The organism is Sphingomonas sp. 320_CC, assembly GCF_059691795.1.
The window spans coordinates 165113-189729 of the sequence record NZ_JCAWAE010000003.1 but is presented as its reverse complement, the minus strand read 5'-3'; the positions used below and the strand labels follow the sequence as shown (position 1 = coordinate 189729).

Genomic DNA, 24617 nt, shown 5'->3' with positions numbered 1-24617 from the left:
GCCGGCGCGCCGTGGTCTGCGTCCGGGTTGCCTCACGCGGTCAGGGCATCCACGAGCGCGCGGACTTTCTTCTGACGCCACTGCGGGAGCGGGGCGACCAGCCAATACCCCCCCTGCGACGGCTGCGACTCGCCGATCAGCCGGACGCGGGCCTGCGCAAGGTCGCGGCGGGCGAGCAGTTCCGGCACCGTTGCGCGGCCAAGCCCCGCCGCCGCCGCGTCAATCGCGAGCCCGGCATCGGTGACGCGGACCAGCGCGACGCCGTCTTCTCCGGACCAGGCAATTGCCGACTCGGTGTCCGTACCGGGCTTGGCGATCGTCACCATGCCTTCGGATTCGAGCGCCTCGCCCTCATGCTCGCCGGGACCATCGCCCCAGCGGATCGCGAGGTCGAGATTGGCTTCGGTGAAGTCGACATTCTCGTCGGCCGTGATCAGCACGAAGCGCAGTTCGGGATCGGCCTCGGCAATCTGCGCAAGCCGTGGCATCAGCCACTTCTCGGTAAGGTCGCGCGGTGCCGCGATCGTCAGCGATTTCGACGACTGCCCGGCTTGCATCGCGCGGACAGCTTCCTCGAACTGGAGGAACCCGCCGCGGAGCGCGCCTAGCCCCGCTTCCGCTTCGGGAGTGAGTTCGAGCCCGCGCGTGGTGCGGCGGAACAGCACGACGCCGAGCGTATCCTCCAGCGCGCGGATCTGCTGCCCGACCGCCGCCGGCGTTACCGCCAACTCGTCCGCGGCACGCGTGAACGACAGATGCCGCGCCGCCGCGTCCAGCACGCGCAAGCCGTTGAGCGGGAGATGCGTGCGCTTCAATTGAGCACCGCGGGGGCGAACAGCGAAAAGCGGGGAATCTCGACCGCGAACACGGCGCCGTCTTCGCGGACCATCTGGTAGCTCCCCTGCATCGCACCCGACGGGGTCGCGAGCGGGCATCCGGAGACGTAGTCGAAGCTGGCGCCCGGTTCGATCACCGGCTGTTCACCGACCACGCCTTCGCCCTCGACCGAGTGGCGCGCGCCGCGACCGTCGGTGATCACCCAGTGGCGGGTGAGCAACTGGACGGTCTCAGTGCCCTCGTTCTCGAGACGGATGTGATACGCCCAGAACCAGCGGCCCCGCTCGGGCTCGGACTGTTCGGGCAAATAGCTGACCGAGACGCGCACCGTCACCCCATCGGTCGTCGCCGCGTTGGGGAACAGCGCCTTCACAGGCCCGCCTGGCGCAGCGCCTGGTCGAGGTCGTCAATCACGTCCTGCACGTCCTCGAGCCCGACGTTGATCCGCAACAGCCCCTCGGTCACGCCCATCTCGATCTGCTTGTCGGGCGATACGCTCGCGTGCGTGGTCGAGGCGGGATGCGTCATCAGCGAGCGTGAGTCGCCGATATTGTTCGAGATGTCGACCAGCTCCAGCGCGTCGAGCAACGCATGCGCCTGCTCGCGTCCCTCGACCTCGAACGCGAAGATCGGTCCGCAGGCGTCCATCTGGCGCTTTGCCAGTTCGTGCTGCGGATGGCTCGGCAGGAAGGGATGCAGCACGCGGGGTACACGGCCTTCGAGAAATTCGCCGACCTTCATCGCGTTTTCGGACTGGCGGTGGATGCGCAGGTCGAGCGTTTCGAGGCCCTTGAGCACCACCCACGCATTGAACGGCGACAGCGTCGGGCCGGTGTTGCGCGTGAACGGCAACAGCGTGTTGGTGATGAAATCCTCGGTGCCACAGACTGCACCGGCGAGCACGCGGCCCTGCCCGTCCATCATCTTGGTTGCGCTGTAGGCCGTGACGTCAGCGCCGAACTCCATCGGCCGTTGCAAGGCTGCCGTCGCGAAGGCGTTGTCGACCACCGTCGTGATGCCGCGTTCGCGCGCGATGTCGCAGATCGCCTTCAGGTCGGCGATGTCCATCGTCGGGTTGGCGGGCGTCTCGAAGAAGAATACCTTCGTCTCGGGACGGACCGCGTCGAGGAACGCCTGCGGATCGCGCGCATCGACGATCGTCGTGGCGATGCCGAATTTCGGGAGCAACGTGTCGGTGAGCCAGCGGCACGACCCGAACGCCGCGCGGCCGCCGACGAGGTGATCGCCGGTCTGGAGCTGGCACAGGAGCGACGCGGTCATCGCCGCCATGCCCGTCGCCATCGTCCGGCACGCCTCGGCGCCCTCCAGCAGCGCGATCCGCTCCTCGAGCATCTGCACGGTCGGGTTCTGCAGGCGGGAGTATGTCATCCCCTCCTGCTCGCCGGCAAAGCGCGCCGCGGCGTCGCCTGCCTTGTCGTAGCAATAGCCCGATGTGAGGAACAACGCCTCCGACGTCTCGCCATACTCGCTGCGGGCGGTGCCGCCGCGGATGGCGCGCGTCGCGGGACGCCAATTCTGAGTGATCGAACGATCCTGGCCGGTCTTGCGCTTCATGCGCGCCGCTTTGCCGGGGGGGAGCCGCGATGACAACCCCGGGGACAAGCGTTGCGGGCGTGAAGAGGCTGGGCCGAGCGTCTCGATCCTCCCCCGCAAGGGGGAGGTGGCGCCGAAGGCGACGGAGGGGGAGGACCACGCAACCAAGGTTACCCTTTCCTCCCCCTCCGTCTGGCGAAAGGCCAGCCACCTCCCCCTGGCGGGGGAGGATCGAGGGTTCGATTAATACCGCCCCCAGGTGAATTTCGACGACAGCGCGTAGTTCCAGACCGCGCCGACCAGCACGCCGATCAGCGCCGAGGCCGCCCAGGCACCGTCCCGCATCTCGTACAGGAACGCTGCGATGCCGACATTGGCGACCGCGCCGACCGAGCAGATCACCGCGAACGACACCCAGCCGTCGACCAATTGCCGCCACCCCTTCAACCGCCGATCACGATACGTCAGCGCGTTGTTGAGGAAGAAGTTGAACGTCAGCGCGGCCAATGTCGCGACGATCTCGCCGACCAGGAAGTGCGTGCCGAACCCGACGAACAACGCGGTCAGCACGGCCATGTGGATGCCGACGCCGAGCACGCCGATCGCCGAGAACATCGCGAACCGCACCGGCACGACCCGCCCGAACATCCGGTCGTAGATCGCGATCAGATATTCCATCGCGACGACGTGATCGAGCTTGCTCTCGCCCTCGGTCCGGCAGCGGAAGGTGTACGGCACCTCGACGAAGCGCAGCGGCGTCGGCGACGCGGTGAGCAGGTCGAGCAGGATCTTGAAGCCGATCGCCGACAGCGACGGCGAGAGGTGGCGGACGATGTCGGTGCGGATCATGAAGAAACCGCTCATCGGATCGTTGAGATCGCATTTCAGCACGCGGCGCGACAGCTTTGTGGCAAGCGCCGACTTGGCGACGCGGTCGCTGTCCCACTCGCCGGTGCCGCCGCCGCTGACGAAACGCGAACCGATTACCACGTCGGTCTCGCCGTCCTTCAATAGATCAAGCATCGCCGGCAACAATGTCTCGTCATGCTGGAGATCGCCGTCGATCACCGCGACGATCGGGGCAGCGGTGGCGCACATGCCCTCGATGCATGCCGACGACAGCCCGCGCCGGCCGATCCGCTGGATCACGCGGACGCGCTTGTCGAGCCGGGCGATCTCACGCGCGGCGTCGGCGGTGCCGTCGGGACTGTCGTCGTCGACGAAGATCGCTTCCCAGTTCAGCCCGACCAGTGCCTGGTCGAGCTTGGCGATCAACGTCGCGACATTGGCCTTCTCATTGAACGTCGGGATGACGACCGCGAGTTGCAGCAGGTCACCGATCACTGGGCGGTCAAACGAGGTTAGCCCGCACTGCATCGCCCATGTCGCGGGTCGACAGCGTGCCGCCGAGATCGGGCGTGCGCGCGCCGCCGAGAATCGCGGCAGCGACGGCCGCTTCGATCCGATCCGCCGCTTCTGGGAGGTCGAGTGAATGGCGCAGCATCATCGCGGCGGACAGGATCGCCGCGCAGGGGTTGGCCTTGCCCTGCCCTGCGATGTCGGGCGCGCTGCCGTGGATCGGCTCGTACATGCCCTTGTTCGAGCCGTTGAGCGCGGCGGACGGCAGCATGCCGATCGAGCCGGCGCACATCGACGCTTCGTCCGAGAGGATGTCGCCGAAAAGGTTGCCGGTGACGATCACGTCGAACTGGCCGGGGTTCCGAACCATCTGCATCGCCGCGTTGTCGACGTACATGTGGCTGAGCGCGACGTCGGGATAGTCGGCCGAGATCTCGATGACGACGTCGCGCCAGAGCTGAGAGGTCTCCAGGACGTTGGCCTTGTCGACCGAGAGCAGCTTGCCCTTCCGGGTACGCGCGGTCTCGAAGCCGACGCGAGCGATGCGCGCGATCTCGGTCTCGTCGTAGCGCATCTCGTCATGGCCTTCGCGCAGGCCGTCGGCGGTCGTGCGGATGCCCTTCGCGCCGAAATACACGTCGCCGGTCAGTTCGCGGACGATGACCATGTCGATCGACCGGGCGATCTCGGGGCGGAGCGCGGAGGCGTCCTCCAGGCCGGCGAACAGCTTGGCGGGACGCAGGTTCGCGAACAGGCCGAGGTCCTTGCGCAGGCCGAGAATGGCTTGTTCGGGGCGGAACTGGCGTTCGAGCGCATCGCAGTCGGGATCGCCGACTGCACCGAACAGGATCGCATCGGCACGGCGGGCGAGCTCGAGCGTCTCGGGTGGCAGCGGATGACCGACCGCCTTGTACGCGGCACCGCCGACCAGGCCTTCCTCATAGGTCAGGTCGAGGCCGAGCGTATCGAGCACGCGACGGGCCTCCGCCGTGACTTCGGGTCCGATGCCGTCGCCGGCCAGTATCGCGATCAAGGGCATGTGCGTTTCTCCTGCGCGGCCCCTTGCCGGGCGGTGCGCGCTCACGCAACCGCCCTTTTGAGGCGATCGACCAGCCGGTCGCGCGCCGCCAACGGATCGGCGCGACGGTCGACGAGGATGTCGCGGGCGAGGAAGTGACCGGTCAACCGCAGGCCGTCGAAGATGTCCGGCCATGCCGCTTCACCGCCTGCCAGCAGGAAATCGGGTAATCGCAGGAGCTTGCCTTCATACCCGAACGCCGCCCCGCGCGAGACGGCTGCGCCACTCTTGGGCGACACGAAGCCGAGATCGTCCTCCGCTCCGGTCGCGACGCAGCGGTCGAGATCGAGTCCGAACCCCAGTTCCGCCAGCACCAGCAATTCGTACCGGACCAGCGCCGCCGCCCAGCCGCGGGCGGATGGAGCGCTCTCGATCGCACCCAGCACGCCGTCGAGCGCGTCGTGGATCTGCGGATAGGGCTGTGCTTCGGGAAGAGCGGCGGCGGCCAGCGCAGTCGCCCATTCGAGCGCACCGGCGGCGAGCGGCTCGCCGTGAAGCGTCGCGCGGCTGTGGATCAGCTCGGCGGTCAGCGAGGCCAGTTGCTCGCCGGTCCGCGCACGCCACTCGCCTTGGATGACGTTCGCCTGCAGCAGCACCGGCCGCATCGCGCGCGACCGCCCGCCGCGAACGTAGCCGGGCTGGACGCCGTCGTTCCGGGTCAGCGCGCGCACGATCGCGCCATGCTCGCCATGCTGGCGAACGGCGACGACGATGGCGGAGGCGCGGAGGTGCATGGGTTACCTTGTACCGCTCTGGCTCGAAGGAGAGGAGAGATTTAGCCGCAGATCGTCTCGGCCATGGCAAGCGTTCGCAAGCCGAACCGAACCCTCTGTGCCACGACCAAGGCGTATCAGGTGCGCCGCGACCGGGGGCGTTCCGAAATCCAGTTCGACCACAGCTGTTCGGCCTGTCGCCAGCGCGTGCGCACCGGATCGGGGCCTAGCGGCACGTCGACGCGATCGAGTTCGAGCACGGGGCGATCGGTGAAGTGCGTGGTCGGCAGCACGTCGCGCATCTCCGCAAGCATCGTGCATAATGCCTGGAAGCGGCGGACATGGACCGCATTGGCGCGCGTGCCGCGGCGGTTGGCGAGTTCGAAGCCGTGGCTGACGATCGTCACCGCGGCATGGTGCGACACCGCCGCATGTTCGAGCGCGTCGTAGCTTTCGCCTGCGGACAAGGCGCAGAGCTGGAAGGTGCGGATCCGGCCGCGCAGGTCCTCGATCACGGTTACCGGGACTTCCGTGATGCCGGTGTCGCCGGCACGGCGGACTGGGGCGATCTGCCGTGCGGGGAGCGAAATGCGGCTGGTGTGCGGCGCCTCCGACCCGTTGTGGCTGCTGTCATAGGCGAAGCCCAGGCCTTCGAGCGCGGTGAGCGTGTCGTCGTTCGCGGCGTAGCTCCCTGCGCGAAACGCGATCGGGTGCGGCGCGCCGGCCTCGACCAGCAATTCCGTAGCGCGAACGAGCAGGTCGGTCTGTTCGGCAAGGCTGTACATGTAAAGTTGGAACCGCTCGTGCGCGACGCCGCGATCGCCCGCTCGCGCGCTGGTCCAGTTGGGGTGGAGGTGGAGCTGGACCTCTTGCCCGGCCTCAAGGATCGTATCGATCATCCGACGGATCGGAGCCGGTCCGAACGTGATCGCGGGCATCGGATCGACGAAGAAACACGCCTTCAGATTGTGCCGGGCCAACTCGGCCAGTTGATAGCCCAGCCCTACCCCGGCCGGCTCCAGCGACCGGGCATAGATCGCGTCGCAATCCAGACCGGCGGCATGGTGGCGCCACGCGAACTCGGTGTCGATGGTCAGGAAGACAGGCGTAGTCACGGATTAGTATGTAACAATCAGTAGTGAAAATGGCGTTGTGATTTTATACAAATCAACTTGATTTGGGTTATAATTTTTTCCCGATCCGGGACGTCATCATCTTCAGGCCCGCATGACGATCTGTGCGTTCTCGATTGGCGGCCAAGTCCATGCGGCTACCGTGAATGATAGAAGTCGTAGACCTGTTGCGCGACGCCTGCGGACACGCCGGGTGCTTGTTGCAGGTCCTGCAAGCTCGCGTTGCGCACTGCGCGGCCGGTGCCGAAGTGCATCAGCAGCGCCTTTTTCCGCGCCGGGCCGATGCCGGGGACTTCGTCGAGCGGGCTGGCGCCGATGGCCTTGCTGCGCTTGTCGCGGTGGACGCCGATCGCGAACCGGTGGACCTCGTCGCGCAGCCGCTGGAGGTAGAACAGGACCGGGGCGTTGACGGGGAGCTGGAACTCGCGGCCGTCGAGCATGTGGAACACCTCGCGACCATCGCGACCGTGTTCGGGGCCCTTGGCGATCCCGACCAGGCACACGTCCTCGACGCCGATCTCCTCGAGCGCGGCCTTCACCGTGTTCAGTTGGCCCTTGCCGCCGTCGATCAGCACGAGGTCTGGCCAATCGCCCGAATCGCGATCGGGGTCCTCGGCCTGCGCGCGCGAGAACCGCCGCGTGAAGACCTCGCGCATCATCGCGAAATCATCACCCGGCGCGGTATCCTTGTTCTTGATGTTGAACTTTCGATACTGGCCCTTGCGGAAGCCCTCGGGCCCCGCGACGACCATCGCGCCGGTCGCGGCGGTGCCTTGGATGTGGCTGTTGTCGTAGATCTCGATGCGCTCGGGCGGCTCGGCGAGGTCGAACAGGTCGGCGACTTCGCGCAGCAGCTTGGCCTGCGTGGTCGATTCGGCCTGCCGCCGCTCGATCGCCTCGATCGCGTTGCGCTTGGCCTGGTCCATCAGGCGGCGGCGATCGCCACGCTGCGGGACCTGCAAAGCGATCTTGTAGCCGGCGCGTTCGCCTAGTGCTTCGGCGAGCAGTGCACCTTCCGTCAGTTCGCGGTCGAGCAGGATCTGCTTGGGGGGCGGGACCTCTTCGTAGAACTGGCCGAGGAAGCTGGTCAGCACCTCGTCCTCGGGGACGTCGTTGGTGTGTTGCGGGAAGAAGCTGCGATGCCCCCAGTTTTGACCGCCGCGGATGAAGAACGCCTGGATGCCGATGAGGCCGTCCTTGCACGCCATCGCGAAGATATCGGCGTCGCCCACGCCCTCCGCGTTGATCGCCTGCGTGCCCTGGATGAAGGTGAGCGCGCGGAGGCGATCGCGGAGCAGCGCCGCGAGTTCGAAGTCCATGTTCTCGGCGGCGGCCTGCATCTGCGCGCCGAGCTTCGCCTGCACCCCGGTCGACTTGCCGCCGAGGAACGCCTTCGCATCTTCGGTCAGTTCCCGGTACGCGGCCTCGTCGATCCGTCCCACGCAAGGCGCGGAGCAGCGCTTGATCTGGTAGAGCAGGCATGGCCGGTCGCGCGTCTTGAAGAAGCTGTCGGTGCAGCTGCGCAGAAGGAACAGCTTCTGGAGCGCGTTGAGCGTGTTGTTGACCGACCCGGCGCTCGCGAAAGGCCCGTAGTAATTGCCCTTCGCCCGGCGCGCGCCGCGGTGCTTCTGGACGCGCGGGAAGGCGTGGTCGTCGCGCAGGAGGATGAACGGAAAGCTCTTATCGTCGCGCAGCAGCACGTTGTAGGCGGGGCGATAGCGCTTGATGAGCTGCGATTCGAGCAGCAGCGCCTCGGCTTCGTTGTTGGTCGTGACGATCGTCATCGACCGGGTCTGCGATACCATCCGCTGCAGGCGCTTGGTGAGGCGCTCGACCTGGACGTAGTTCGCGACGCGGTTTCGGAGCGCGCGCGCCTTGCCGACGTAGAGCACGTCGCCGCGAGCGTCCTGCATGCGGTAGACGCCGGGGCGGATCGGCAGCGTGTCGAGCACATTGCGGATCGCCGCCACGCCGGCCGCGAGGTCGGGCGCTTCACCGCCACCGCGGACGGCGAACGTGGACTTGTCTTCGTTGAACCGGTCGGGGGAATTGGGGGAGGACATCGTTGGGGAATCTAGGGAGTGCGAGGGGGTTATGCCAGCTTAAGACAGTGATGTTCACGCGAAGGCGCAAAGACGCGAAGAGAAGGGAGGAGTTGGTTCACGCGGAGACGCGGAGACGCGGAGACGCGGAGAGAAGATACGAGCACTCAGCGTTCGTTCTCAACCTGCCGAAGGCTTACATCCACTCGTGGCGGCTCGGTACATCATCCCGAGCCGCAACACCTCCGCGGCTCCGCGTCTCCGCGTGAACCAACCTTCTGTTCCTCTTCGCGCCTTTGCGCCTTCGCGTGAATCAATCTTCTAAGCCCTGCGGGCGAAGAGGGGCGGTCAGGTTTGGGCGAAGACCTTGGTACCGACGATGCCGACCACGGTCAGGGCCATGAAGCAGGCCTGGATGCCGCTGACCTTGTCGCCGAACAGGATGACGCCGCCGATGATGACGCCGATCGCGCCCGCGCCGGTCCAGATCGCATAGGCGGTGCCGGCGGGGAGGCCGCGCATCGCGAGGGCGAGCAGACCCATGTTGACGAAGCTGAGGATGATCGGGACGCTGGAGGCTTGCCACGTGGCGACGGTGGCTGCCCATTTGAGGCTGAGCGCCCAGCAGATTTCGGTGACGACGGCGACCGCGAGGATGAGCCAGGACATAGGTGTTCTCCAACGGGCTCAGATTGGAGACTCAGCCGCCGGAAACCCGGGAAGAGACGGCCGTCTGTGCAAAACAGGAAAAGCGCCAAGCGAACTACCGTTCCCTCGCGGAGGCGGGGGTCCAGGGTTGCAGGCGCTGTCTTATGAGATCCTGGGCCCCCGCCTCCGCGGGGGAACGGCAGCGCTTCGAGCGCTGCCCCCGGTTAGTTGAGGCGGCTGAGACCGGAGATCGAACGGTCTATCATCATGCGGTCGGCGGTTGCGTCGTGGTGCTCGGCGATGAGGATGCCGGCAGCCTTCGCCGCAGCATCCGCCGCCCGCGCGCGAACTTCGGCAATCGCAGCGCGTTCGGCCGCGGCGATCTTGTCCTCGGCCATCTTCGCGCGACGGGTCATGAGGTCTTCGGCGCCCGCTTTCGCCTTGGCGATGATCGCCGCGGCTTCGTGGTGTGCGTGGGCCTTCATGGCTTCGGCTTCGACGTGCGTGGTCTTGGCCTTGGCCTCGTACTCGGTGCGGATCGCTTCAGCTTCGGCACGGAGCGCCTTGGCCTCGTCGAGCTGCGTACGGATGCCGGCGATGCGCGTGTCGAGCATCTTGCCGATCATCCCTGGAACCTTCTTCCAGATCATCAGCAGGATGACGACGATCATCGCCACCGCGACCCAACCGGTCGAGGTCAGGCCGAGCGCGGTCGGATCGGGCACATGCTCGACGCCGCCGGGTGCGGCCGTGTGACCCTGGATGCCCTGGTTGTCGACCGCACCCTCGGGCGCCATGCCCTCGCCGTGGATGACCTTTGCGGCCGAATCTGGATTAGCCATGCGCCGTCGTCCTGCGTACCGCGTCGGTCGCCGCGTCCAGGCTGACCTGGAGGCCGGCGACCTTGGCGGCCAATTGCTGTGCTGCTTCGGCGGCGACACCCTGCAAGTTCGAGAGCGCCTCGGCCTTCGCGTTCGCGACCGCCAGATCGTGATGACCCAGACGCTCGGCGAGTTCGGCGTCGGCCGCGTGGACCTGTTGCTCGAACGCGGTCGCCGCACGCTTGGCTGCTGCCGCGGTCTCGGCCTGCGCCGCGACGCGGGCCGCGTCCATTTCGGCCTGCCAGTTCGCCTGGACCGTATCGGCCTGCGTACGGGCAGCGACCGCTGCCGCCAGATCGCCCGCGATTCGGCCTTCGCGCGAGTCCACGTTGGACACGATCTTTGGCACCATTCCCTTGCCGATCCCGAAATACAGGATGCCGAAGGTGAGGAGCAGCCAGAAGATCTGCGAGGCGTAGGTAGCGGCTATCTGGGAAATCTGGGGCATGTCGGTCCTTCGTGAAACGGCCGGGCGCGGTCGCCCGGCCAATTCAGCGAGTTGTTAGGCGACGAACACGAGAATGATCATCGTGACGAAGGCGAGCAGACCGAGAAGCTCGGCTGCTGCGAAACCGATGAACAGACGGCCCTGCTGGCTGTCGGCTGCGCCCGGGTTGCGCAGAGCGCCGGCGAGGAACTGGGCGAACACGTTGCCCACGCCGAGTGCCGCGAGGCCCATGCCGATCGCTGCGAGGCCGGCACCGATCATCTTTGCTGCTTGTGCGTCCATGGTAAATTCCCTTTGAAAATCAGTTGGTAATGGAAAACTTAGTGGAGATTGACGGCGTCGTTCAGATAGACCGACGTCAGCAACGCGAACACGTAGGCCTGGATCGCAGCAACCAGCAGCTCGAGCAGCGTGATGCCGATCATCAGCAGCATGCTCGGCGCGCTGACCAGACCGATATACATCCCACCGAGGTTCAGACCGTTGATCACGAACGCGGCCAGCACCTTGAGCAGGATATGCCCCGCGGTCATCGCCACGAACAGTCGCAGACCGAGCGAGAACGGACGCACCAGGAACGACATCAGCTCGACCACGAAGATCAGCGGAATCATCAGCGCCGGCGTGCCGCTCGGCACGAACAGCGAGAAGAAGTGGAAGCCGTGCTTGCCGAAACCGACGAGCAGCACGATCGCGAAGCTGATCAGCGCCAGCACGCCAGTGACGGTCATGTGGCTGGTCACGGTGAACGGGTGCACGCCGGGGACGATGCCGAATGGCAGGAGCCCGATGATGTTCGCGAACAGGATGAACATGAACAGCGAGAAGACGTACGGCACAAAGCGCTTGCCGCCGGGGCCGACATTCTGCTCGAGCATGCCCGAGATGAAGCCGGTAAAGCCCTCGACCGCCATCTGCCAGCGACCGGGCACGAGCTCACGCTTCATGCCACCGATCATGAACGCCCAAAGCGCGACCAGCGTCACCACCATCCACAATGCGGAATTGGTGAACGACAGGTCATAGCCACCTACGATCCAGTGCGAGCCGAACGCCGGCTCGATCAGGAACTGGTGCATCGGATCGATCTTGCCGCCCTGTTCTGCCGCCACGTGGAATCCCTGCCGTCTTGATACGACAAACGCCCGGTTACTCCGGGCGTTCGCCTGAAATTCGAATGATCTGCCTGAACGCGACCGCTATCCCGAGGAACAGCAACACGATCAGCCCCCAAGGGCCAGTGCCGAACCAATGGTCTATCAACCAGCCGATCAGCGCACTGCCGACAAGACTCCCGATTAGAGCGGAAATGACGCGATTGCCTTGCGAGTACCCCCGCTCGGCATCCGCCCCCTTCTGCCCCTTTGCGAGCGTTTCCCGATGCTGCGCCTCTCGCAATCGCTCATCGAGCGCGGAAAGTCGCGGATCTTCAACACCCTGGGGGTCCTGTCCGGGTTCGATCTCCGCCACGCACGTTCCTCCACCTGATTACGCATCGGGGAGGAAGCAAGCAGCGACGAGCGATCCCGCCAAGGCGCGGTCCGTTTAGAAAAGGGGGGGGTGCAAGTCAACCGGTGTGACACGGGCGTCATTAATGGGGCGGCGGATGGGATTGGCGATAACGTTCGGTGCGATCAGTAGAGAAGCTCGGAAGGACGCTCGCTCTTCGTCATCCCGGCGAAAGCCGGGACCTCGCGCCACGAGGGGAAGCTCCCTTCTTCGTCACCCCGGACTCGTTCCGGGGTCCACCGTTCCGCACGCTCACTACTATCGAGTACGCGGAACCGTGGATGCCGGAACGAGCCCGGCATGACGGGAGGTCAAACGCAGCGCGAATCGCGTTCGGGCGCACCGGCGGTGCGGGTCTTCCAGACACCGTTCGGCGTCTTGTACTTCTCACCAGGGTTGGTCTGCATGATCAGGTTGCAGCCGCTAGTGAAGGCGAGTTGCTCGACCGTCGCACCGCTCGCCTGCGCCTTTACCGTGTAAGCCGACTTGCGCTGGATGTTGATGTTGTTGACCAGCGCGCGCAAATCGCCGCTCGCCGCGCCGACCAGGCCGAGATAGCCGTCGGGCTGCTCGCCGACCTCGCCCCCGGCACGCGCCGCGGCATAGGCCGGATCGCGCTGCGCGGTTGCCGCGACAGACAGGCCACCGAGAGCCGCCGCTGCGGCAACCACCATAAGGACCTTGGTCTTCATCTTAGAATATCCCCGGATTCTGCTGGATCAACGATTTCGCCTCGCCATCGAGACGATAGACCACTTCCTGCGTGACGTTGATGTTGAGGTTGATCTCGATCGGCTTGTCGGGCGCCGACACGTTGATGCAGCCCGGCAAGGCCCCCGTCAGCCCGATAATCGCGATCGTCCTCGTCATCCTATGCAAGATCGGCCTTTGCTCCCGCTTCTTCAATCCTGTTTCGGTCATGGCACGATCCTGCTTGCGGGAGGCTGAATGGTCGGGGGTTTCGGAGGAGGCGGCGCAGCTTGCTGCTGCAGCAACGCCGGCAGGTTTCGCTGGATCAGCCGCTTCGGATCGTAGAAGCTCTGCGCCGAGTCGAGCAGGCCGCGGAACGGCGCCTTGATCCGGATATTGAACACGAACGGCAGCTTCTGCAGGCGGCGGACGATGAAGTTCGCCTTCGCCCCCTCGCCCTGGCTGATCCCGGCGAACCGCACGTCGGTGACCATCTCGCCCGCGAGCGGCCCGTTCAGGCCGACGCGCAACGACTGGTAGCGCAACGACTTCAGTGCGCCGAACGCGATGTTCGCCCAGACGCCGAGATCCTTCTGGGTGAGATCGCCGACATAGGCGAGCGTCCCACCGCCCGGCCGGACGCGCAAGTCGCCGCCTTCGATCCGGCCGCCGGTCTCGTCGAAGATCATTGGCAGCACGCCGTCGAAGATGCCGGTCGCGTCGAGATTCTTGAAATCGAACTGTTGCAAGAACTGGTCGGCCGCCATGTTGGCGACGTGGAACGTCATCCGCCGCTCGGATTGCGCGGAGAAATCGAGCAGCGTCGGGTCGAGCGTCAGCGATCCACCCGCGAACGGCCACGAGCCACCCTCAACCTGGACGCGCGCGCCCGGCAGCGTCTGGTAGCGGATCGTGCCGTCGCTGACCGGTATGCCGGGGTTGAGCGTGCGGATCGTCGCCACCTGCCCCGGCGCGCTCTGGAGATTGAGCAGGTCGGTGAAATGGATCTCGGTGGCGATTCCCGTGACCGGTCCGAACGCGGCGGCGAGATCGGTGCCGGCGGTACGGAACACGCCGGTGCTGGTCACCCCGTCGGGGTTCCAGGCGATATGCCCCTCGCCGCTGACCGATCCGTTGACGTCGGCGATCACGCCGAAGGTCAACGGGGTCAGCGCGTCGGGTTGCAGCTTGTCCTTGGCGAACGCGATCGCGGGTACGGCGAGGTCGGCCTTGCCTGCGCCGGCACCCAGAGCGTGGGTCAGCGTTACGTCGGCGACCTTGGTGTTGGTGGTCGGTTCGAACAGCGTGCCCGCCGCGGTAATCGTGCCGTTGACGAGCGCGAGTGTAACGCTGCGGGCAGCAAGCGGCTTGAAGCGCGGGGTCGGCGCGGCATCGGATACCCCCATCGCGCCGGTGAGGTTGAGCGCGCCTTTGACGAGCGTCCAGTCGCCGGCGGCGTCGCCGAGCAGCAGCGGCACGTTGGCGATCTGGCCAGAGCCGTCGGTGAACGCGCCCGCGACGCCCTGCCCGGTCATGCGACCGGTGACGGTGCCGAAATCGAGTCGCGTGATGCGTTCGGACGCGCCGATCCGGGTCTGCACGCCGTTGATCGCAAAGCCGCGATCCGCCAACCGCACGGTCGCACCCGCGGTCGTCAGCGTAATCGGGGTAGTGCCGAGTCGCCCACCCAGCTTGGCCGCGGCGATCTTCGCACCACCGCTGACCCGCGCGCCATCGACTTGGACCAGCGCGCCATTGAGCGGGCACAAGGTCAGCCGCGAGGGATCGAGCACGAGGCCGGAGATCGCAAAGCGCTGGACCGCCAAAGGCACGCAACCGGTGTTGACGACCAGCCGCCCGCGACCGTTCCACAGCGCCGCAACCGGCATCGACAGGCCATCGACCCGGTCGCCGGGACCGCCCGCACCGATCGGTCCCCCGAGCGTGACGCGCGTCGCGATCGAGGTTGCCCCGCCCGGCGTTGCGCTGAAGGTGACGGGGGTCAGCGCCAGGCTCGCGCCACCCGCCGCATAAGGAGCGATGGTGGCAACGCCGCGGATCGCCGCGCCCGGTTTCCCCTGCGCGAGCGACACGCGCGCCTCAGGCAGGCCGCCGCCACGCATCGCGAGGACCGTGTCGAGCCGCACGCCGCCGTTCGGCCAGCCGAACGCGACCCCGCTGCCGCCACCGAGCGCTACACGCGCACCACTGGCGGAGGCGAGGGCCAGACGCGACAGCACGGCCTTGCCGCGCCCGCCGTCGATCCGCACGCGAACGTCGGCGTCCGCGGCAAATCCGCGGCCGGCCTTATGGATCGCCTGCGTCACCGCGCTCGCCAACGGCGCAACGGGCGTGCCCGCGGCCGCACCGCCTATCCCCGCCAGCCCCGCGAGTCGCTTTTGCGCCACCGCGGCGCCGCTCGCCTGGACGCGCCCGTCGAACGCGATCTGCTGGCCGATCCGGTACGTGCCTGTGAGCGCAACCCGGCGCGCGCCGCCCTCAGTGGTGCGAACGGTATCGGCGGCGATGTTCGCCTTGCCGCCGGTCGCCGCCGCGGTTCCGGTGAAGTCGATCGTGCCTCCGACACCAGCCAAAGTCGCACCCGGCGTTCGTGCCGCGCCAGTCTTGAGCGTAGCCTTGCCCTGCCAGCGATCGAGCGCCGCAGAGAGGCCAACGTCCAGATCGGCCACGATCCGCGCCGCCTGCGTCGTGCCGCAGGCGAGCCGCGACACGCGCATCGGCCCGGTGATCGTCGGTTTGGCCGCGTCGATACGCAGCTTCACCGTTGCCGCCAGCCGGTCGATCACACATCCGCCGATATCGAGCCGCTCGCTGATCGCCGCCAACGTACCGCGGAACCCGTCGTCGAGCTTGCCGGAGCCTGCCAGCTTCAACCCGACGATCCCTTGCGGTGTCTCTAGTCGCATCCGACCGTCGGCGACCGATACGTCGAGCGCCGGTAATGCGAACGGCTTCCCCGACGGCGCGGGTAACAACCTGTCGATCGCGCCGAGCGACACTTTCCCGTCCACCAGTCTCCCGCGCAACCGGACCTTCCCCGCGCGCACGCCCTCCAGATACGGCCCGGACAGCCCGACGCCGGTCCGCGTCTCGACCCAGTCGGCGACCAGATCGGGATGCGCCGGATCGCCGATCACGACGTTGGTCAGTCGCTGGCCGCCCAGCGCGAGGTCGGCAATATCGTACCGCGCAGGTACGCCGGCCTTGGCGAGTTCTCGGTCGATGAACCCTTCGGCGATCGGTTTCCGCACCAGCCACAACACGACCAGCGCGGCGATCAGGAGCAGCGCGATCCCCAGCGCAACGCGGCGGGCGGTCACGGTACGGCGAGGATGGGCCCCGGGGTCGACCCCCGTCTCGCTCGTCTCGGTCACCCACTCACTCCGCTACGCTTTCGCGGCCTGCATAGGCGGGAGCGAGGGCGTCATGCAATTGCCCAGGGATGTGCTAGCATCGCAAAATGGCCGATCCGGACGAAGACGCTGACGTCCGGGGGGACGATCTGAAGGGCCATCGCGGCCGCCTCCGCAAACGCCTGTTCGAAGGCGGCAGCGACGCGCTGCTCGACCATGAACTCATCGAATACCTGCTCGCGATCGCCATACCCCGCGGCGATACCAAGGCGCTCGCCAAGGCCCTGATGCGTGAGTTCGGCGGGATTGGCGGGGTGCTTACCGCGGATGCCGAGGCGCTCGGCCGGGTGAAGGGCATGGGCGAAATCTCTACCGCGGCGATCAAGATCGCGCACGCCGCCGCGATCCGCCTGCTGCAATCGCACGTCAGCGACCGTCCGGTGCTCGCCAACTGGCAGGCGCTGCTCGACTATCTCCGGGCCGACATGGCGCACCACGCGATCGAGCGCTTTCGCGTGCTCCATCTCAACACCAAGAACATGCTGATTCGCGACGAGGTGATGAGCAAGGGGTCGATCGACCAAGCCGCGGTGTATGTCCGCGAAGTCATCCGCCGCGCGATCGACCTCGGATCCGCGTCGATCATCCTCGTCCACAATCACCCGAGCGGCGACCCCTCCCCCAGCCGCGCCGACATCGACATCACGCGAACGATCGCGGAGGCGGGCAAGCGGCTCGGCATCACCGTCCACGACCATATCGTGATGGGCACCGGCGGCCATGTTAGCCTGCGTGCGCAAGGGTTGATCTGACGCAATCAGATAAAGGAGAAACATCCGAAACTCCTCGTGCCTTTTCATCCGTATCTTCGTTGTCACGGCAAAGGAATTGCATGTGGATAACAAGTTGCACGACGAAGCCTCGGAGGTAACCGCCGAGCACGGTCAGGTCATGGTCGACGGGCCGGACGGGGTCGCGGTATCATTGACGCCCGACGCCGCGGCCGAAACTTCCGATCGGCTGCTCAACGCCGCCGTCGAGGCGCAGGGGCAGATCCTGGCGGAGACCCGCATTGCGCAAGATCGGGTGCGCAAAGCCGACTGATCTACCGCAAGTCGTAGCTCTCCGATCTATAGTAGCGATATGCGCAACTATCGACCGGAGACGCGATGCGCCAAATTCTATACATGAGTTCGAGCACCATAGCCGGCGACAAGGCCGATCTCGTGGGAATATTGCAGCAGTCCCGGCACAATAATGCGCTGCATGACATCACTGGATTGTTGTGGTCGGACGGCACGCATTTTCTTCAGGTGATCGAGGGACCAACAGCTTTCCTCGACGCGACGTTCGGCCGTATTACGCAGGACGATCGTCATTACGATCTGTCGCTCCAGCACAATATCCCGATCCACGAACGGCAGTTCGGTGCCTGGACGATGGCGCACAGGCGCGCGGACGATCCTGTCGATGCGTATGATGCGCGCATGCGGCGCTTGCTCAACGGCGCGTCGCAGCGGGTGCGCGATCCCTTCCTTGCGCTGATGGCGACGGGTTCGCTGGACGGCTGACGTGACGAAGGCCGCCGGGCGTAAACCCGACGACCTCGATCCGTGCGATGAGACTTTGCGGACGTGTCGTGGCCGTCAGCCCTGTGACAGGAAGCTGGTGACCTCGGTCTTGGTCAGCGACTTGCTCTTGTCGGTATCGGCCTGCGCGAAGGCGGCGGATACCCATTTCTTGGTCTCGGGCGCGTCGGGCTTCGTCGAGGGATCGGTCTTGCTCTTCAGTGCGACCATCCAGCCGCCGAATTCGGTCGCGCTGAGTTTGCCATCGCCGTTCTTGTCGTAGGTCGGGAACTCGGTGTCGACGACCTGCGCGACCTGGCTGCCGGTCGCGGGCTGCTCGCGCGTGGCGGGTTGCATCGGCACTGCATCGGTTGGCGCACCAGATGGAGCGGCCTGCCCGACAGCAGCACCGCCCGACGCCGAAGTCTGCGGGGATGTCGTGGTCGTCTGTGCCAGTACGGGTGCAGCAACCAGTACCGCGCCGGCCAGCATAGCATATTTCAACATTGCGTCTCTCCGGTGGTGTTCTACGCGTCTACTAAGCGACGTTGCGACCATGCCTGATATATACTCGACATAGCGAACCGCTTACCGACTCTATACGCGCCACATCACCGGATTTATACCTCGCGACGGGTGTTTGAACCTTCCCCTGCGTCCTGCTACCGCGTTTCGCGAGCAGCCGCGGGCCGAACGGCACGCGACGCGCCCTACCCTTCACGCTCCCGAGGAAACCCGATGGTCCCCCGCTATTCCCGCCCCGACATGGTCGCGATCTGGACGCCCGAAGCGCGCTTCAAGATCTGGTTCGAGATCGAGGCGCACGCCACCGACGCGCTCGCCGAACTGGGCGTGGTCCCCAAGGAAGCCGCCGCCGCGATCTGGGAAAAGGGGACGTTCGAGGTCGACCGGATCGACGAGATCGAGCGCGAGACCAAGCACGACGTCATCGCCTTCCTGACCAACGTTGCCGAGCATGTCGGCCCCGAGGCGCGCTTCATGCACCAGGGCATGACCTCGTCCGACGTGCTCGACACGTGCCTCGCGGTGCAGCTGGCCAAGGCAAGCGACATCCTGATCGCCGATCTCGACGCGCTGCTCGTGGTGCTCGAACGCCGTGCGCGCGAGCACAAGATGACGCCGACGATCGGTCGCAGCCACGGCATCCATGCCGAGCCGGTGACGTTCGGGCTCAAACTTGCGCAGGCGCATGCCGAGTTCGCGCGCAACCGCGCGCGGCTGGTCGCGGCGCGCGAGGACGTCGCGACCTGCGCGATCTCGGGCGCGGTGGGGACGTTCGCGAACATCGATCCGTTCGTCGAGGAGTATGTCGCCGGCAAGCTCGGGCTGTCGGTCGAGCCGGTTTCGACGCAGGTGATCCCGCGCGATCGCCACGCGATGTTCTTCGTGACGCTGGGCGTGATCGCCAGCTCGATCGAGCGGCTCGCGACCGAAGTGCGGCACTTGCAGCGCACCGAGGTGCTCGAGGTGGAAGAGTTTTTCTCGCCCGGCCAGAAGGGCTCGTCGGCGATGCCGCACAAGCGCAACCCGGTGCTGACCGAGAACCTCACCGGGCTCGCGCGGATGGTGCGCGGGTACGTGACGCCGGCGATGGAGAATGTCGCGCTGTGGCACGAGCGGGACATCTCGCACTCTTCGGTCGAGCGGTACATCGGGCCGGATGCTACGATTACGCTCGACTTCGCGCTCGCGCGGCTGACCGGGGTGATGGACAAGCTGGTCGTCTACCCCGAGCGGATGTTGAAGAACCTCAACAAGATGGGCGGCCTCGTCCATTCGCAGCGCGTGCTGCTGGCGCTGACGCAGGCGGGCGTGAGCCGAGAGGACGCGTATCGCCTGGTCCAGCGCAATGCGATGAAGGTGTGGGATTCGGACGGCGCGCTGTCGCTGCTGGAGTTGCTGAAGGCGGATCCGGAAGTGACGCTGAGCGATGCGGAGCTCGAAGACAAGTTCGACCTTGGCTATCACCTCAAGCACGTCGACACGATCTTCGCGCGGGTATTCGGCGCGGCCTGAGGACTAGGGCGAAGGTTGCTCCCCTCCCTGAAAGGGAGGGGTTGGGGGTGGGTCGGCTGGTTCGAGTTATCCCGTCTGGAATTTGCGGAAGCCGACCCACCCCCTGCCCCTCCCTTTCAGGGAGGGGAGAGCGTTGCGGATCGGGCAAATGTGACGCCCAAATCGCGCCGAATGCACGCAATGCAATTGCGATTACGCGTTACAAAATTGCGACAGCACGCAACTATGCCCATATCTCGCTTGCCGGATATTGTTCCGGCATCGGAGACCAATCCATGCGCATGTTCGAAACCGTGACCAGCACCATGCTGGCGATCGCGGCTCAAGCGCTGGTGGTCGGGGTGGTCATCACCGCCTTCTGATCCATCGGCCCGCCCGCCCCCTTCCGAGGGGGCGCGGCTAGGCCGGCAGTTTCAAGACCCGCGAATAATCACCGCTTGCGCGGGTAGCGCGCGGCGAATTCCTCGTCGGACATCATCAGATAGCGGATCATGTCGATCAGCGCCCAGGGCGCGCTGATGATCAACCCGATCACGGTGATGCTCAGCACCAGCATGATGATCCCGGAGCCGGTCCGGCCGAGGTAGAAGCGGTGGATGCCGAGCGTGCCGATCACGAACGCCATGACCGCGGCGACGTATTTGTTGCGGTCGTTGGTCGGGAGAGCCTCGGCCGGCACAGCGCGACGGGGGCCCGGTGCGGTCGGCATCGGGAAGACGCTGAGCGCGCGGTCGTTGGCGGCCTCGAAATCGACTTCCAGGCCGATTGCTGGTTCGCCGCGATGCGCCCAGTCTTCGCGCGCGAACCGATAACGCTGTCCGTCCTGTCCCGCGACGAGTCCTTCGCCCGTGCGGGGATCGACGCCTAAAACCTGTCCGCGCATATCATTCCTCGGTGTTGGTTTCGCATTCTGGCGGATGATGCGAATCAGGCAAGCTCGAACTCACCCTCGGTGTCAGGCGGCAAGCGCGGTTTGACGCCAATGCCTGTCGTCGTCGTTGTCTGCATTCGTCGATCGCTTCTTCCGCGAGCGGATCGCGCGCTTGTGCTTTTGTGCAGCCGGGCGGCGAGTGAATACGCTGAGCCGGCGCGTCATGAAGCTCCGGAAACGCAGGCTGGATGCCGCAGCGGCCAGCGCCATGAGAATGTCGACATAGGCCGAAACCTCGAATGTCGTGATCCAGATCGCGACATCGGGGGCGGCCAGAGTAAGCAGCCTGATACCGTCGCCTTCGCCGACGAGCGTGACCATTGCGGCCGTCAGCATCAGCAGGAACATGACGGCAGCATCGCCCCGCGTGAACCGTGCCAACCGGACTGCAGGCTTGTCGATCAGCACCCGACGCAAGGTTTCGCCGATTGGCGTCCGGGGGGCGGTGGCCATGAGCAGCCAACAGGCGAGCGCGATGAAAAGACATGCCAGCATTGCGCCCCCCTTGGTTCAGTATGTAGCCGGGTTTATTCTCCGGCGAACACGCCCTTCAGCTTGGCGAAGAAGCCTTGGCTGGCCGGGCACTCATCGCCCGTTTCCGTCTCGCGAAACATCTCGAGCAGTTCCTTCTGGCGGTTGCTGAGACGCGTCGGGGTTTCGACGTCGATCTGGACGACGAGGTCGCCGTGGCCGCGGCCTTGCAACACCGGCATGCCGGCACCGCGCTGGCGGAGTTGCTTGCCCGACTGGATGCCCGCCGGGATCTTCACCTCGTGTGTGCGACCGTCCAGGCCAGGGATCGACAGCGACCCGCCGAGCGACGCGACCGTGAAGCTGATCGGCGCGCGTGCGAACAGCGTCGTGCCTTCGCGCTCGAAGAGATTGTGCTTGGTCACGTGGAGGAAGATGTAAAGGTCGCCAGCCGGAGCACCGCGTGCGCCCGCCTCGCCTTCGCCGGACATGCGGATGCGCGTGCCCTCGTCGACGCCGGGGGGAACGTTGATCGACAGCGTCTTGGTCTTCTCGACGCGACCTTCGCCGCGGCAATCCGGGCATGGATCGGAGATGACTTCGCCCGCGCCATTACACACCGGGCAGGCGCGTTCGACTACGAAGAAGCCCTGCTGCGCACGAACCTTGCCGTGGCCGCCGCAATGCTGGCAGGTCTTAGCCCGCGTACCGGCTTTCGCGCCCGAGCCGTCGCAGGTGTCGCAGAGCGCGGAGACGTCGATCGTGATCTCGGTCGTCTTGCCGTGGAAGGCTTCCTCGAGGCTGACTTCCATGTCGTAGCGCAGGTCCGCGCCGCGCCGCGCCGCCGAGCGACCGCCGCCGCGCTGCGCGCCGCCCATGAATTCGCCAAAGACGCTTTCGAAGATATCGCTGAAGCCGCCGAAATCCTGCGCGCCGCCACCGTGACCGCCGCCGCCGCCGTTCTGGAACGCGGCGTGGCCGAAGCGATCATAGGCCGCGCGCTTCTGCGGATCCTTGAGGCATTCGTACGCCTCGCTGACCGCCTTGAACTGCGCTTCGGAATCCTTGCAGCCGGCGTTCTTGTCCGGGTGATATTTCATCGCGAGCTTGCGGTAGGACGACTTGATCGTCCCCGCATCCGCGGTCCGCTCGCATTCGAGCAGTTCGTAATAATCTGTCTGGGTACTCATGATCTCAAGCCCTCTCCCCTCCGGGGAGAGGGTTGGGAGAGGCGCGCCACACGCGGCCCCTCTCGGTACTGCCCCTCACCCCGACCCTCTCCCCGACGGGGAGAGGGGGACGTCGGTTACGCCTTCGGGTTGTCGTCGACTTCCGAGAACTCGGCGTCGACGACATCATCGTCCTTCTTCGCCGCGTCGCCATCAGCCGACGGCGAAGCGTCCGCCTGGGCCTGCTTCTCGTAGATCGCCTGGCCGAGCTTCATCGCGACCTGGGCGAGCGCAGTGCTCTTCTCGGTCATCGCGTCCGCATCGCCGCTCTCGACCGCAGCCTTGGTCGCGTCGATCGCGGCCTGGATCTCGGCCTTCAGCGACTCGTCGACCTTGTCGCCATTGTCGGCAAGCTGACGCTCGGTGGTGTGGACCAGCGACTCGGCGTTGTTCTTCGCCTCGGCGCCCGCACGACGCTTCTTGTCCTCCTCGGCGAAGGTCTCGGCGTCGCGGACCATCTGGTCGATGTCGTTGTCCGAAAGACCACCCGACGCCTGGATGCGGATCTGCTGCTCCTTGCCGGTGCCCTTGTCCTTGGCCGAAACGCTGACGAGGCCGTTGGCATCGATGTCGAACGTGACCTCGATCTGCGGCACGCCGCGCGGTGCGGGCGGGATGCCGACGAGATCGAAATTGCCGAGCATCTTGTTGTCGGCCGCCATCTCGCGCTCGCCCTGGAACACGCGGATCGTCACCGCGCCCTGGTTGTCGTCGGCGGTCGAATAGGTCTGCGACTTCTTGGTCGGGATCGTCGTGTTGCGATCGATCATCCGGGTGAACACGCCACCCAGCGTCTCGATGCCGAGCGACAACGGCGTCACGTCGAGCAGCAGTACGTCCTTGACGTCGCCCTGCAGCACGCCGGCCTGGATCGCGGCGCCCATCGCGACGACCTCGTCCGGGTTGACGCCGGTGTGCGGCTCCTTGCCGAAGAACTGCTTCACGACTTCACGCACGCGCGGCATGCGCGTCATGCCGCCGACCAGCACGACTTCCGAGATGTCCTCGGGCTTCAGGCCGCCGTCTGCGAGCGCCTTGCGGCAAGGCTCGAGCGTACGCTTGACCAGATCCTCGACCATCCGCTCCAGATCGGCGCGGGTGATCGACTTCACCAGATGCTTCGGGCCGTTCTGGTCCGCGGTGATGAAGGGCAGGTTGACCTCGGTCGACTGCGCCGAGCTGAGTTCGATCTTCGCCTTCTCGGCCGCTTCCTTCAGACGCTGGAGCGCCAGCTTGTCCTTGGCGAGGTCGATGCCCTCGGCCTTCTTGAACTCGTCGGCGAGATACTGGACGATCTTGTTGTCGAAATCCTCACCACCCAGGAACGTGTCGCCGTTCGTGGCCTTCACCTCGAACACGCCGTCGCCGATTTCCAGCACCGAGATGTCGAACGTGCCGCCGCCGAGATCGTAGACCGCGATGGTCTTGCCGTCCTGCTTGTCGAGGCCGTAGGCCAGCGCAGCCGCAGTAGGCTCGTTGATGATGCGCAGCACTTCGAGGCCAGCGATCTGGCCGGCATCCTTGGTCGCCTGACGCTGTGCGTCGTTGAAGTAGGCCGGCACGGTGATGACCGCCTGCGTGACCGTCTCGCCGAGATACGATTCGGCGGTTTCCTTCATCTTCTGCAGCGTGAACGCCGAGATCTGCGACGGCGAGTAATCCTTGCCACCCGCCGAGACCCATGCGTCGCCATTCGGGCCGCGCGAGATCTTGTACGGGACCAGCTCGGTGTCCTTCTTGGTGATCGGATCGTCGAAGCGACGGCCGATCAGGCGCTTCACCGCGAAGATGGTGTTGTCGCCGTTCGTCACTGCCTGGCGCTTGGCCGGCTGGCCGACCAGTCGCTCGCCATCCTTGGCGAATGCGACGATCGACGGCGTGGTGCGCGCGCCCTCGGAATTCTCGATGACCTTGGGCTTGCCGCCTTCCATGACGGAAACGCAGCTGTTGGTCGTGCCGAGATCGATACCGATTACTTTAGCCATGAGTTCTGATTAGCCCCTCACTTGAAACGAAAATACGAAACCGGTTCCACCCCGTTACGGCAGTGGAACCTTTCTGATGATGGGCGCGATATAGGTGGCCTCGCGCTTGCCGCAAGATTGTACCGGTCAT

At 65.8% G+C, this 24617-nt stretch carries 26 protein-coding genes; 4 read left to right on the top strand and 22 right to left on the bottom strand.

All coding sequences use genetic code 11. The features are described 5' to 3' along the window. Positions 1 to 32: 32 nt before the first annotated feature. From AC59GX_RS12430 to AC59GX_RS12350, 17 genes are all read right to left on the bottom strand, one after another. Positions 33 to 815 carry a LysR family transcriptional regulator gene (locus AC59GX_RS12430; protein ID WP_426281611.1) on the bottom strand — a complete coding sequence of 261 codons (783 nt, stop codon included), beginning with the start codon at positions 813 to 815 and terminating at the stop codon, positions 33 to 35. Then, complete coding sequence (apaG, locus tag AC59GX_RS12425; protein WP_056488567.1) at positions 812 to 1210, bottom strand: Co2+/Mg2+ efflux facilitator ApaG/CorD; 399 nt, start codon at positions 1208 to 1210, stop codon at positions 812 to 814. Before apaG ends, AC59GX_RS12430 begins: the two co-directional genes overlap by 4 nt. Beyond that, positions 1207 to 2412: a trans-sulfuration enzyme family protein gene (locus tag AC59GX_RS12420; RefSeq protein WP_497301792.1), complete on the bottom strand. Its 1206-nt coding sequence runs from the start codon at positions 2410 to 2412 to the stop codon at positions 1207 to 1209. Before AC59GX_RS12420 ends, apaG begins: the two co-directional genes overlap by 4 nt. A 222-nt stretch (positions 2413 to 2634) precedes the next feature. Then, positions 2635 to 3732 (bottom strand): glycosyltransferase family 2 protein, encoded by a 1098-nt coding sequence (locus tag AC59GX_RS12415; protein WP_333961923.1) that lies wholly within the window; start codon positions 3730 to 3732, stop codon positions 2635 to 2637. A 10-nt stretch (positions 3733 to 3742) separates the two neighbouring features. Beyond that, positions 3743 to 4789, bottom strand: coding sequence for a 3-isopropylmalate dehydrogenase (gene leuB, locus AC59GX_RS12410; RefSeq protein ID WP_426281615.1), 1047 nt, complete (start codon positions 4787 to 4789; stop codon positions 3743 to 3745). A gap of 41 nt (positions 4790 to 4830) precedes the next feature. Further along, on the bottom strand, positions 4831 to 5562 hold the full coding sequence (gene recO, locus AC59GX_RS12405) for a DNA repair protein RecO (RefSeq protein WP_136190996.1): 732 nt from the start codon (positions 5560 to 5562) through the stop codon (positions 4831 to 4833). 116 nt (positions 5563 to 5678) lie between these two features. Further along, a complete protein-coding gene (locus AC59GX_RS12400) occupies positions 5679 to 6656 on the bottom strand; it encodes a polysaccharide deacetylase family protein (RefSeq protein WP_426281617.1) in 978 nt (325 codons plus the stop codon). Positions 6657 to 6811: 155 nt separating this feature from the next. Then, entirely contained in the window at positions 6812 to 8737 is a 1926-nt protein-coding gene (uvrC, locus tag AC59GX_RS12395) for an excinuclease ABC subunit UvrC (RefSeq protein WP_056055419.1), read from the bottom strand. 327 nt (positions 8738 to 9064) lie between these two features. Continuing rightward, positions 9065 to 9385: a DMT family transporter gene (locus tag AC59GX_RS12390; protein ID WP_056488555.1), complete on the bottom strand. Its 321-nt coding sequence runs from the start codon at positions 9383 to 9385 to the stop codon at positions 9065 to 9067. Between the two features lie 203 nt (positions 9386 to 9588). After that, positions 9589 to 10206, bottom strand: coding sequence for a F0F1 ATP synthase subunit B family protein (locus tag AC59GX_RS12385; RefSeq protein WP_426281618.1), 618 nt, complete (start codon positions 10204 to 10206; stop codon positions 9589 to 9591). Continuing rightward, entirely contained in the window at positions 10199 to 10693 is a 495-nt protein-coding gene (locus tag AC59GX_RS12380; RefSeq protein ID WP_056065115.1) for a F0F1 ATP synthase subunit B family protein, read from the bottom strand. Before AC59GX_RS12380 ends, AC59GX_RS12385 begins: the two co-directional genes overlap by 8 nt. Before the next feature lie 54 nt (positions 10694 to 10747). Then, entirely contained in the window at positions 10748 to 10975 is a 228-nt protein-coding gene (locus AC59GX_RS12375) for a F0F1 ATP synthase subunit C (protein ID WP_055873230.1), read from the bottom strand. A 38-nt stretch (positions 10976 to 11013) separates the two neighbouring features. Next, positions 11014 to 11772 (bottom strand): F0F1 ATP synthase subunit A, encoded by a 759-nt coding sequence (locus tag AC59GX_RS12370; protein WP_056056028.1) that lies wholly within the window; start codon positions 11770 to 11772, stop codon positions 11014 to 11016. A gap of 70 nt (positions 11773 to 11842) precedes the next feature. Then, entirely contained in the window at positions 11843 to 12163 is a 321-nt protein-coding gene (locus AC59GX_RS12365; RefSeq protein WP_056488546.1) for an AtpZ/AtpI family protein, read from the bottom strand. 350 nt (positions 12164 to 12513) lie between these two features. After that, on the bottom strand, positions 12514 to 12894 hold the full coding sequence (locus AC59GX_RS12360; protein ID WP_426281619.1) for a YdbL family probable chaperone protein: 381 nt from the start codon (positions 12892 to 12894) through the stop codon (positions 12514 to 12516). 1 nt (position 12895) lies between these two features. Continuing rightward, positions 12896 to 13072 carry a YnbE family lipoprotein gene (locus AC59GX_RS12355; RefSeq protein ID WP_426281620.1) on the bottom strand — a complete coding sequence of 59 codons (177 nt, stop codon included), beginning with the start codon at positions 13070 to 13072 and terminating at the stop codon, positions 12896 to 12898. Between the two features lie 47 nt (positions 13073 to 13119). Then, on the bottom strand, positions 13120 to 16287 hold the full coding sequence (locus tag AC59GX_RS12350; protein ID WP_426281622.1) for an intermembrane phospholipid transport YdbH family protein: 3168 nt from the start codon (positions 16285 to 16287) through the stop codon (positions 13120 to 13122). Between the two features lie 86 nt (positions 16288 to 16373). Here AC59GX_RS12350 and radC point away from each other — a divergent pair, with 86 nt between their 5' ends. From radC to AC59GX_RS12335, 3 genes are all read left to right on the top strand, one after another. Continuing rightward, positions 16374 to 17078 (top strand): RadC family protein, encoded by a 705-nt coding sequence (radC, locus tag AC59GX_RS12345; RefSeq protein WP_107961467.1) that lies wholly within the window; start codon positions 16374 to 16376, stop codon positions 17076 to 17078. 82 nt (positions 17079 to 17160) lie between these two features. Beyond that, entirely contained in the window at positions 17161 to 17370 is a 210-nt protein-coding gene (locus tag AC59GX_RS12340) for a hypothetical protein (RefSeq protein ID WP_426281624.1), read from the top strand. A 65-nt stretch (positions 17371 to 17435) separates the two neighbouring features. Then, positions 17436 to 17837 (top strand): BLUF domain-containing protein, encoded by a 402-nt coding sequence (locus tag AC59GX_RS12335; protein ID WP_426281626.1) that lies wholly within the window; start codon positions 17436 to 17438, stop codon positions 17835 to 17837. Between the two features lie 75 nt (positions 17838 to 17912). On the opposite strand, the gene AC59GX_RS12330 is transcribed toward AC59GX_RS12335, so the two are convergent. After that, positions 17913 to 18341 (bottom strand): EF-hand domain-containing protein, encoded by a 429-nt coding sequence (locus tag AC59GX_RS12330; protein WP_426281628.1) that lies wholly within the window; start codon positions 18339 to 18341, stop codon positions 17913 to 17915. 231 nt (positions 18342 to 18572) lie between these two features. On the opposite strand from AC59GX_RS12330, the gene purB reads away from it, so the two are divergent. Further along, entirely contained in the window at positions 18573 to 19871 is a 1299-nt protein-coding gene (gene purB, locus AC59GX_RS12325) for an adenylosuccinate lyase (protein WP_426281629.1), read from the top strand. A gap of 430 nt (positions 19872 to 20301) precedes the next feature. Here the strand turns inward: purB and AC59GX_RS12320 are convergent, their stop codons facing one another. The 4 genes from AC59GX_RS12320 to dnaK form a co-directional block, all read right to left on the bottom strand. Beyond that, positions 20302 to 20754 (bottom strand): TM2 domain-containing protein, encoded by a 453-nt coding sequence (locus AC59GX_RS12320; protein ID WP_426281630.1) that lies wholly within the window; start codon positions 20752 to 20754, stop codon positions 20302 to 20304. Positions 20755 to 20826: 72 nt separating this feature from the next. Continuing rightward, entirely contained in the window at positions 20827 to 21210 is a 384-nt protein-coding gene (locus AC59GX_RS12315; protein WP_497301787.1) for a hypothetical protein, read from the bottom strand. 119 nt (positions 21211 to 21329) lie between these two features. Next, positions 21330 to 22463, bottom strand: coding sequence for a molecular chaperone DnaJ (gene dnaJ / locus AC59GX_RS12310; RefSeq protein ID WP_426281633.1), 1134 nt, complete (start codon positions 22461 to 22463; stop codon positions 21330 to 21332). Positions 22464 to 22579: 116 nt separating this feature from the next. Further along, the gene (dnaK, locus tag AC59GX_RS12305; RefSeq protein ID WP_426281634.1) at positions 22580 to 24487 is read right to left on the bottom strand and encodes a molecular chaperone DnaK; all 1908 of its coding nucleotides are present in this window, start codon (positions 24485 to 24487) and stop codon (positions 22580 to 22582) included. Positions 24488 to 24617 lie beyond the last annotated feature (130 nt).

Excerpts from the sequence above, each read along its gene's own strand:
- AC59GX_RS12420 (WP_497301792.1), bottom strand. The coding sequence starts at position 2,412 with ATGAAGCGCAAGACCGGCCAGGATCGTTCGATCACTCAGAATTGGCGT.
- uvrC (WP_056055419.1), bottom strand. The coding sequence starts at position 8,737 with ATGTCCTCCCCCAATTCCCCCGACCGGTTCAACGAAGACAAGTCCACG.
- AC59GX_RS12380 (WP_056065115.1), bottom strand. The coding sequence starts at position 10,693 with ATGCCCCAGATTTCCCAGATAGCCGCTACCTACGCCTCGCAGATCTTC.
- radC (WP_107961467.1), top strand. The coding sequence starts at position 16,374 with ATGGCCGATCCGGACGAAGACGCTGACGTCCGGGGGGACGATCTGAAG.
- dnaK (WP_426281634.1), bottom strand. The coding sequence starts at position 24,487 with ATGGCTAAAGTAATCGGTATCGATCTCGGCACGACCAACAGCTGCGTT.
- leuB (WP_426281615.1), bottom strand. The coding sequence starts at position 4,789 with ATGCCCTTGATCGCGATACTGGCCGGCGACGGCATCGGACCCGAAGTC.
- AC59GX_RS12375 (WP_055873230.1), bottom strand. The coding sequence starts at position 10,975 with ATGGACGCACAAGCAGCAAAGATGATCGGTGCCGGCCTCGCAGCGATC.
- AC59GX_RS12330 (WP_426281628.1), bottom strand. The coding sequence starts at position 18,341 with ATGTTGAAATATGCTATGCTGGCCGGCGCGGTACTGGTTGCTGCACCC.
- AC59GX_RS12320 (WP_426281630.1), bottom strand. The coding sequence starts at position 20,754 with ATGCGCGGACAGGTTTTAGGCGTCGATCCCCGCACGGGCGAAGGACTC.
- AC59GX_RS12370 (WP_056056028.1), bottom strand. The coding sequence starts at position 11,772 with ATGCACCAGTTCCTGATCGAGCCGGCGTTCGGCTCGCACTGGATCGTA.
- AC59GX_RS12335 (WP_426281626.1), top strand. The coding sequence starts at position 17,436 with ATGCGCCAAATTCTATACATGAGTTCGAGCACCATAGCCGGCGACAAG.
- recO (WP_136190996.1), bottom strand. The coding sequence starts at position 5,562 with ATGCACCTCCGCGCCTCCGCCATCGTCGTCGCCGTTCGCCAGCATGGC.
- AC59GX_RS12385 (WP_426281618.1), bottom strand. The coding sequence starts at position 10,206 with ATGGCTAATCCAGATTCGGCCGCAAAGGTCATCCACGGCGAGGGCATG.
- AC59GX_RS12390 (WP_056488555.1), bottom strand. The coding sequence starts at position 9,385 with ATGTCCTGGCTCATCCTCGCGGTCGCCGTCGTCACCGAAATCTGCTGG.
- dnaJ (WP_426281633.1), bottom strand. The coding sequence starts at position 22,463 with ATGAGTACCCAGACAGATTATTACGAACTGCTCGAATGCGAGCGGACC.
- AC59GX_RS12355 (WP_426281620.1), bottom strand. The coding sequence starts at position 13,072 with ATGACGAGGACGATCGCGATTATCGGGCTGACGGGGGCCTTGCCGGGC.
- AC59GX_RS12360 (WP_426281619.1), bottom strand. The coding sequence starts at position 12,894 with ATGAAGACCAAGGTCCTTATGGTGGTTGCCGCAGCGGCGGCTCTCGGT.
- purB (WP_426281629.1), top strand. The coding sequence starts at position 18,573 with ATGGTCCCCCGCTATTCCCGCCCCGACATGGTCGCGATCTGGACGCCC.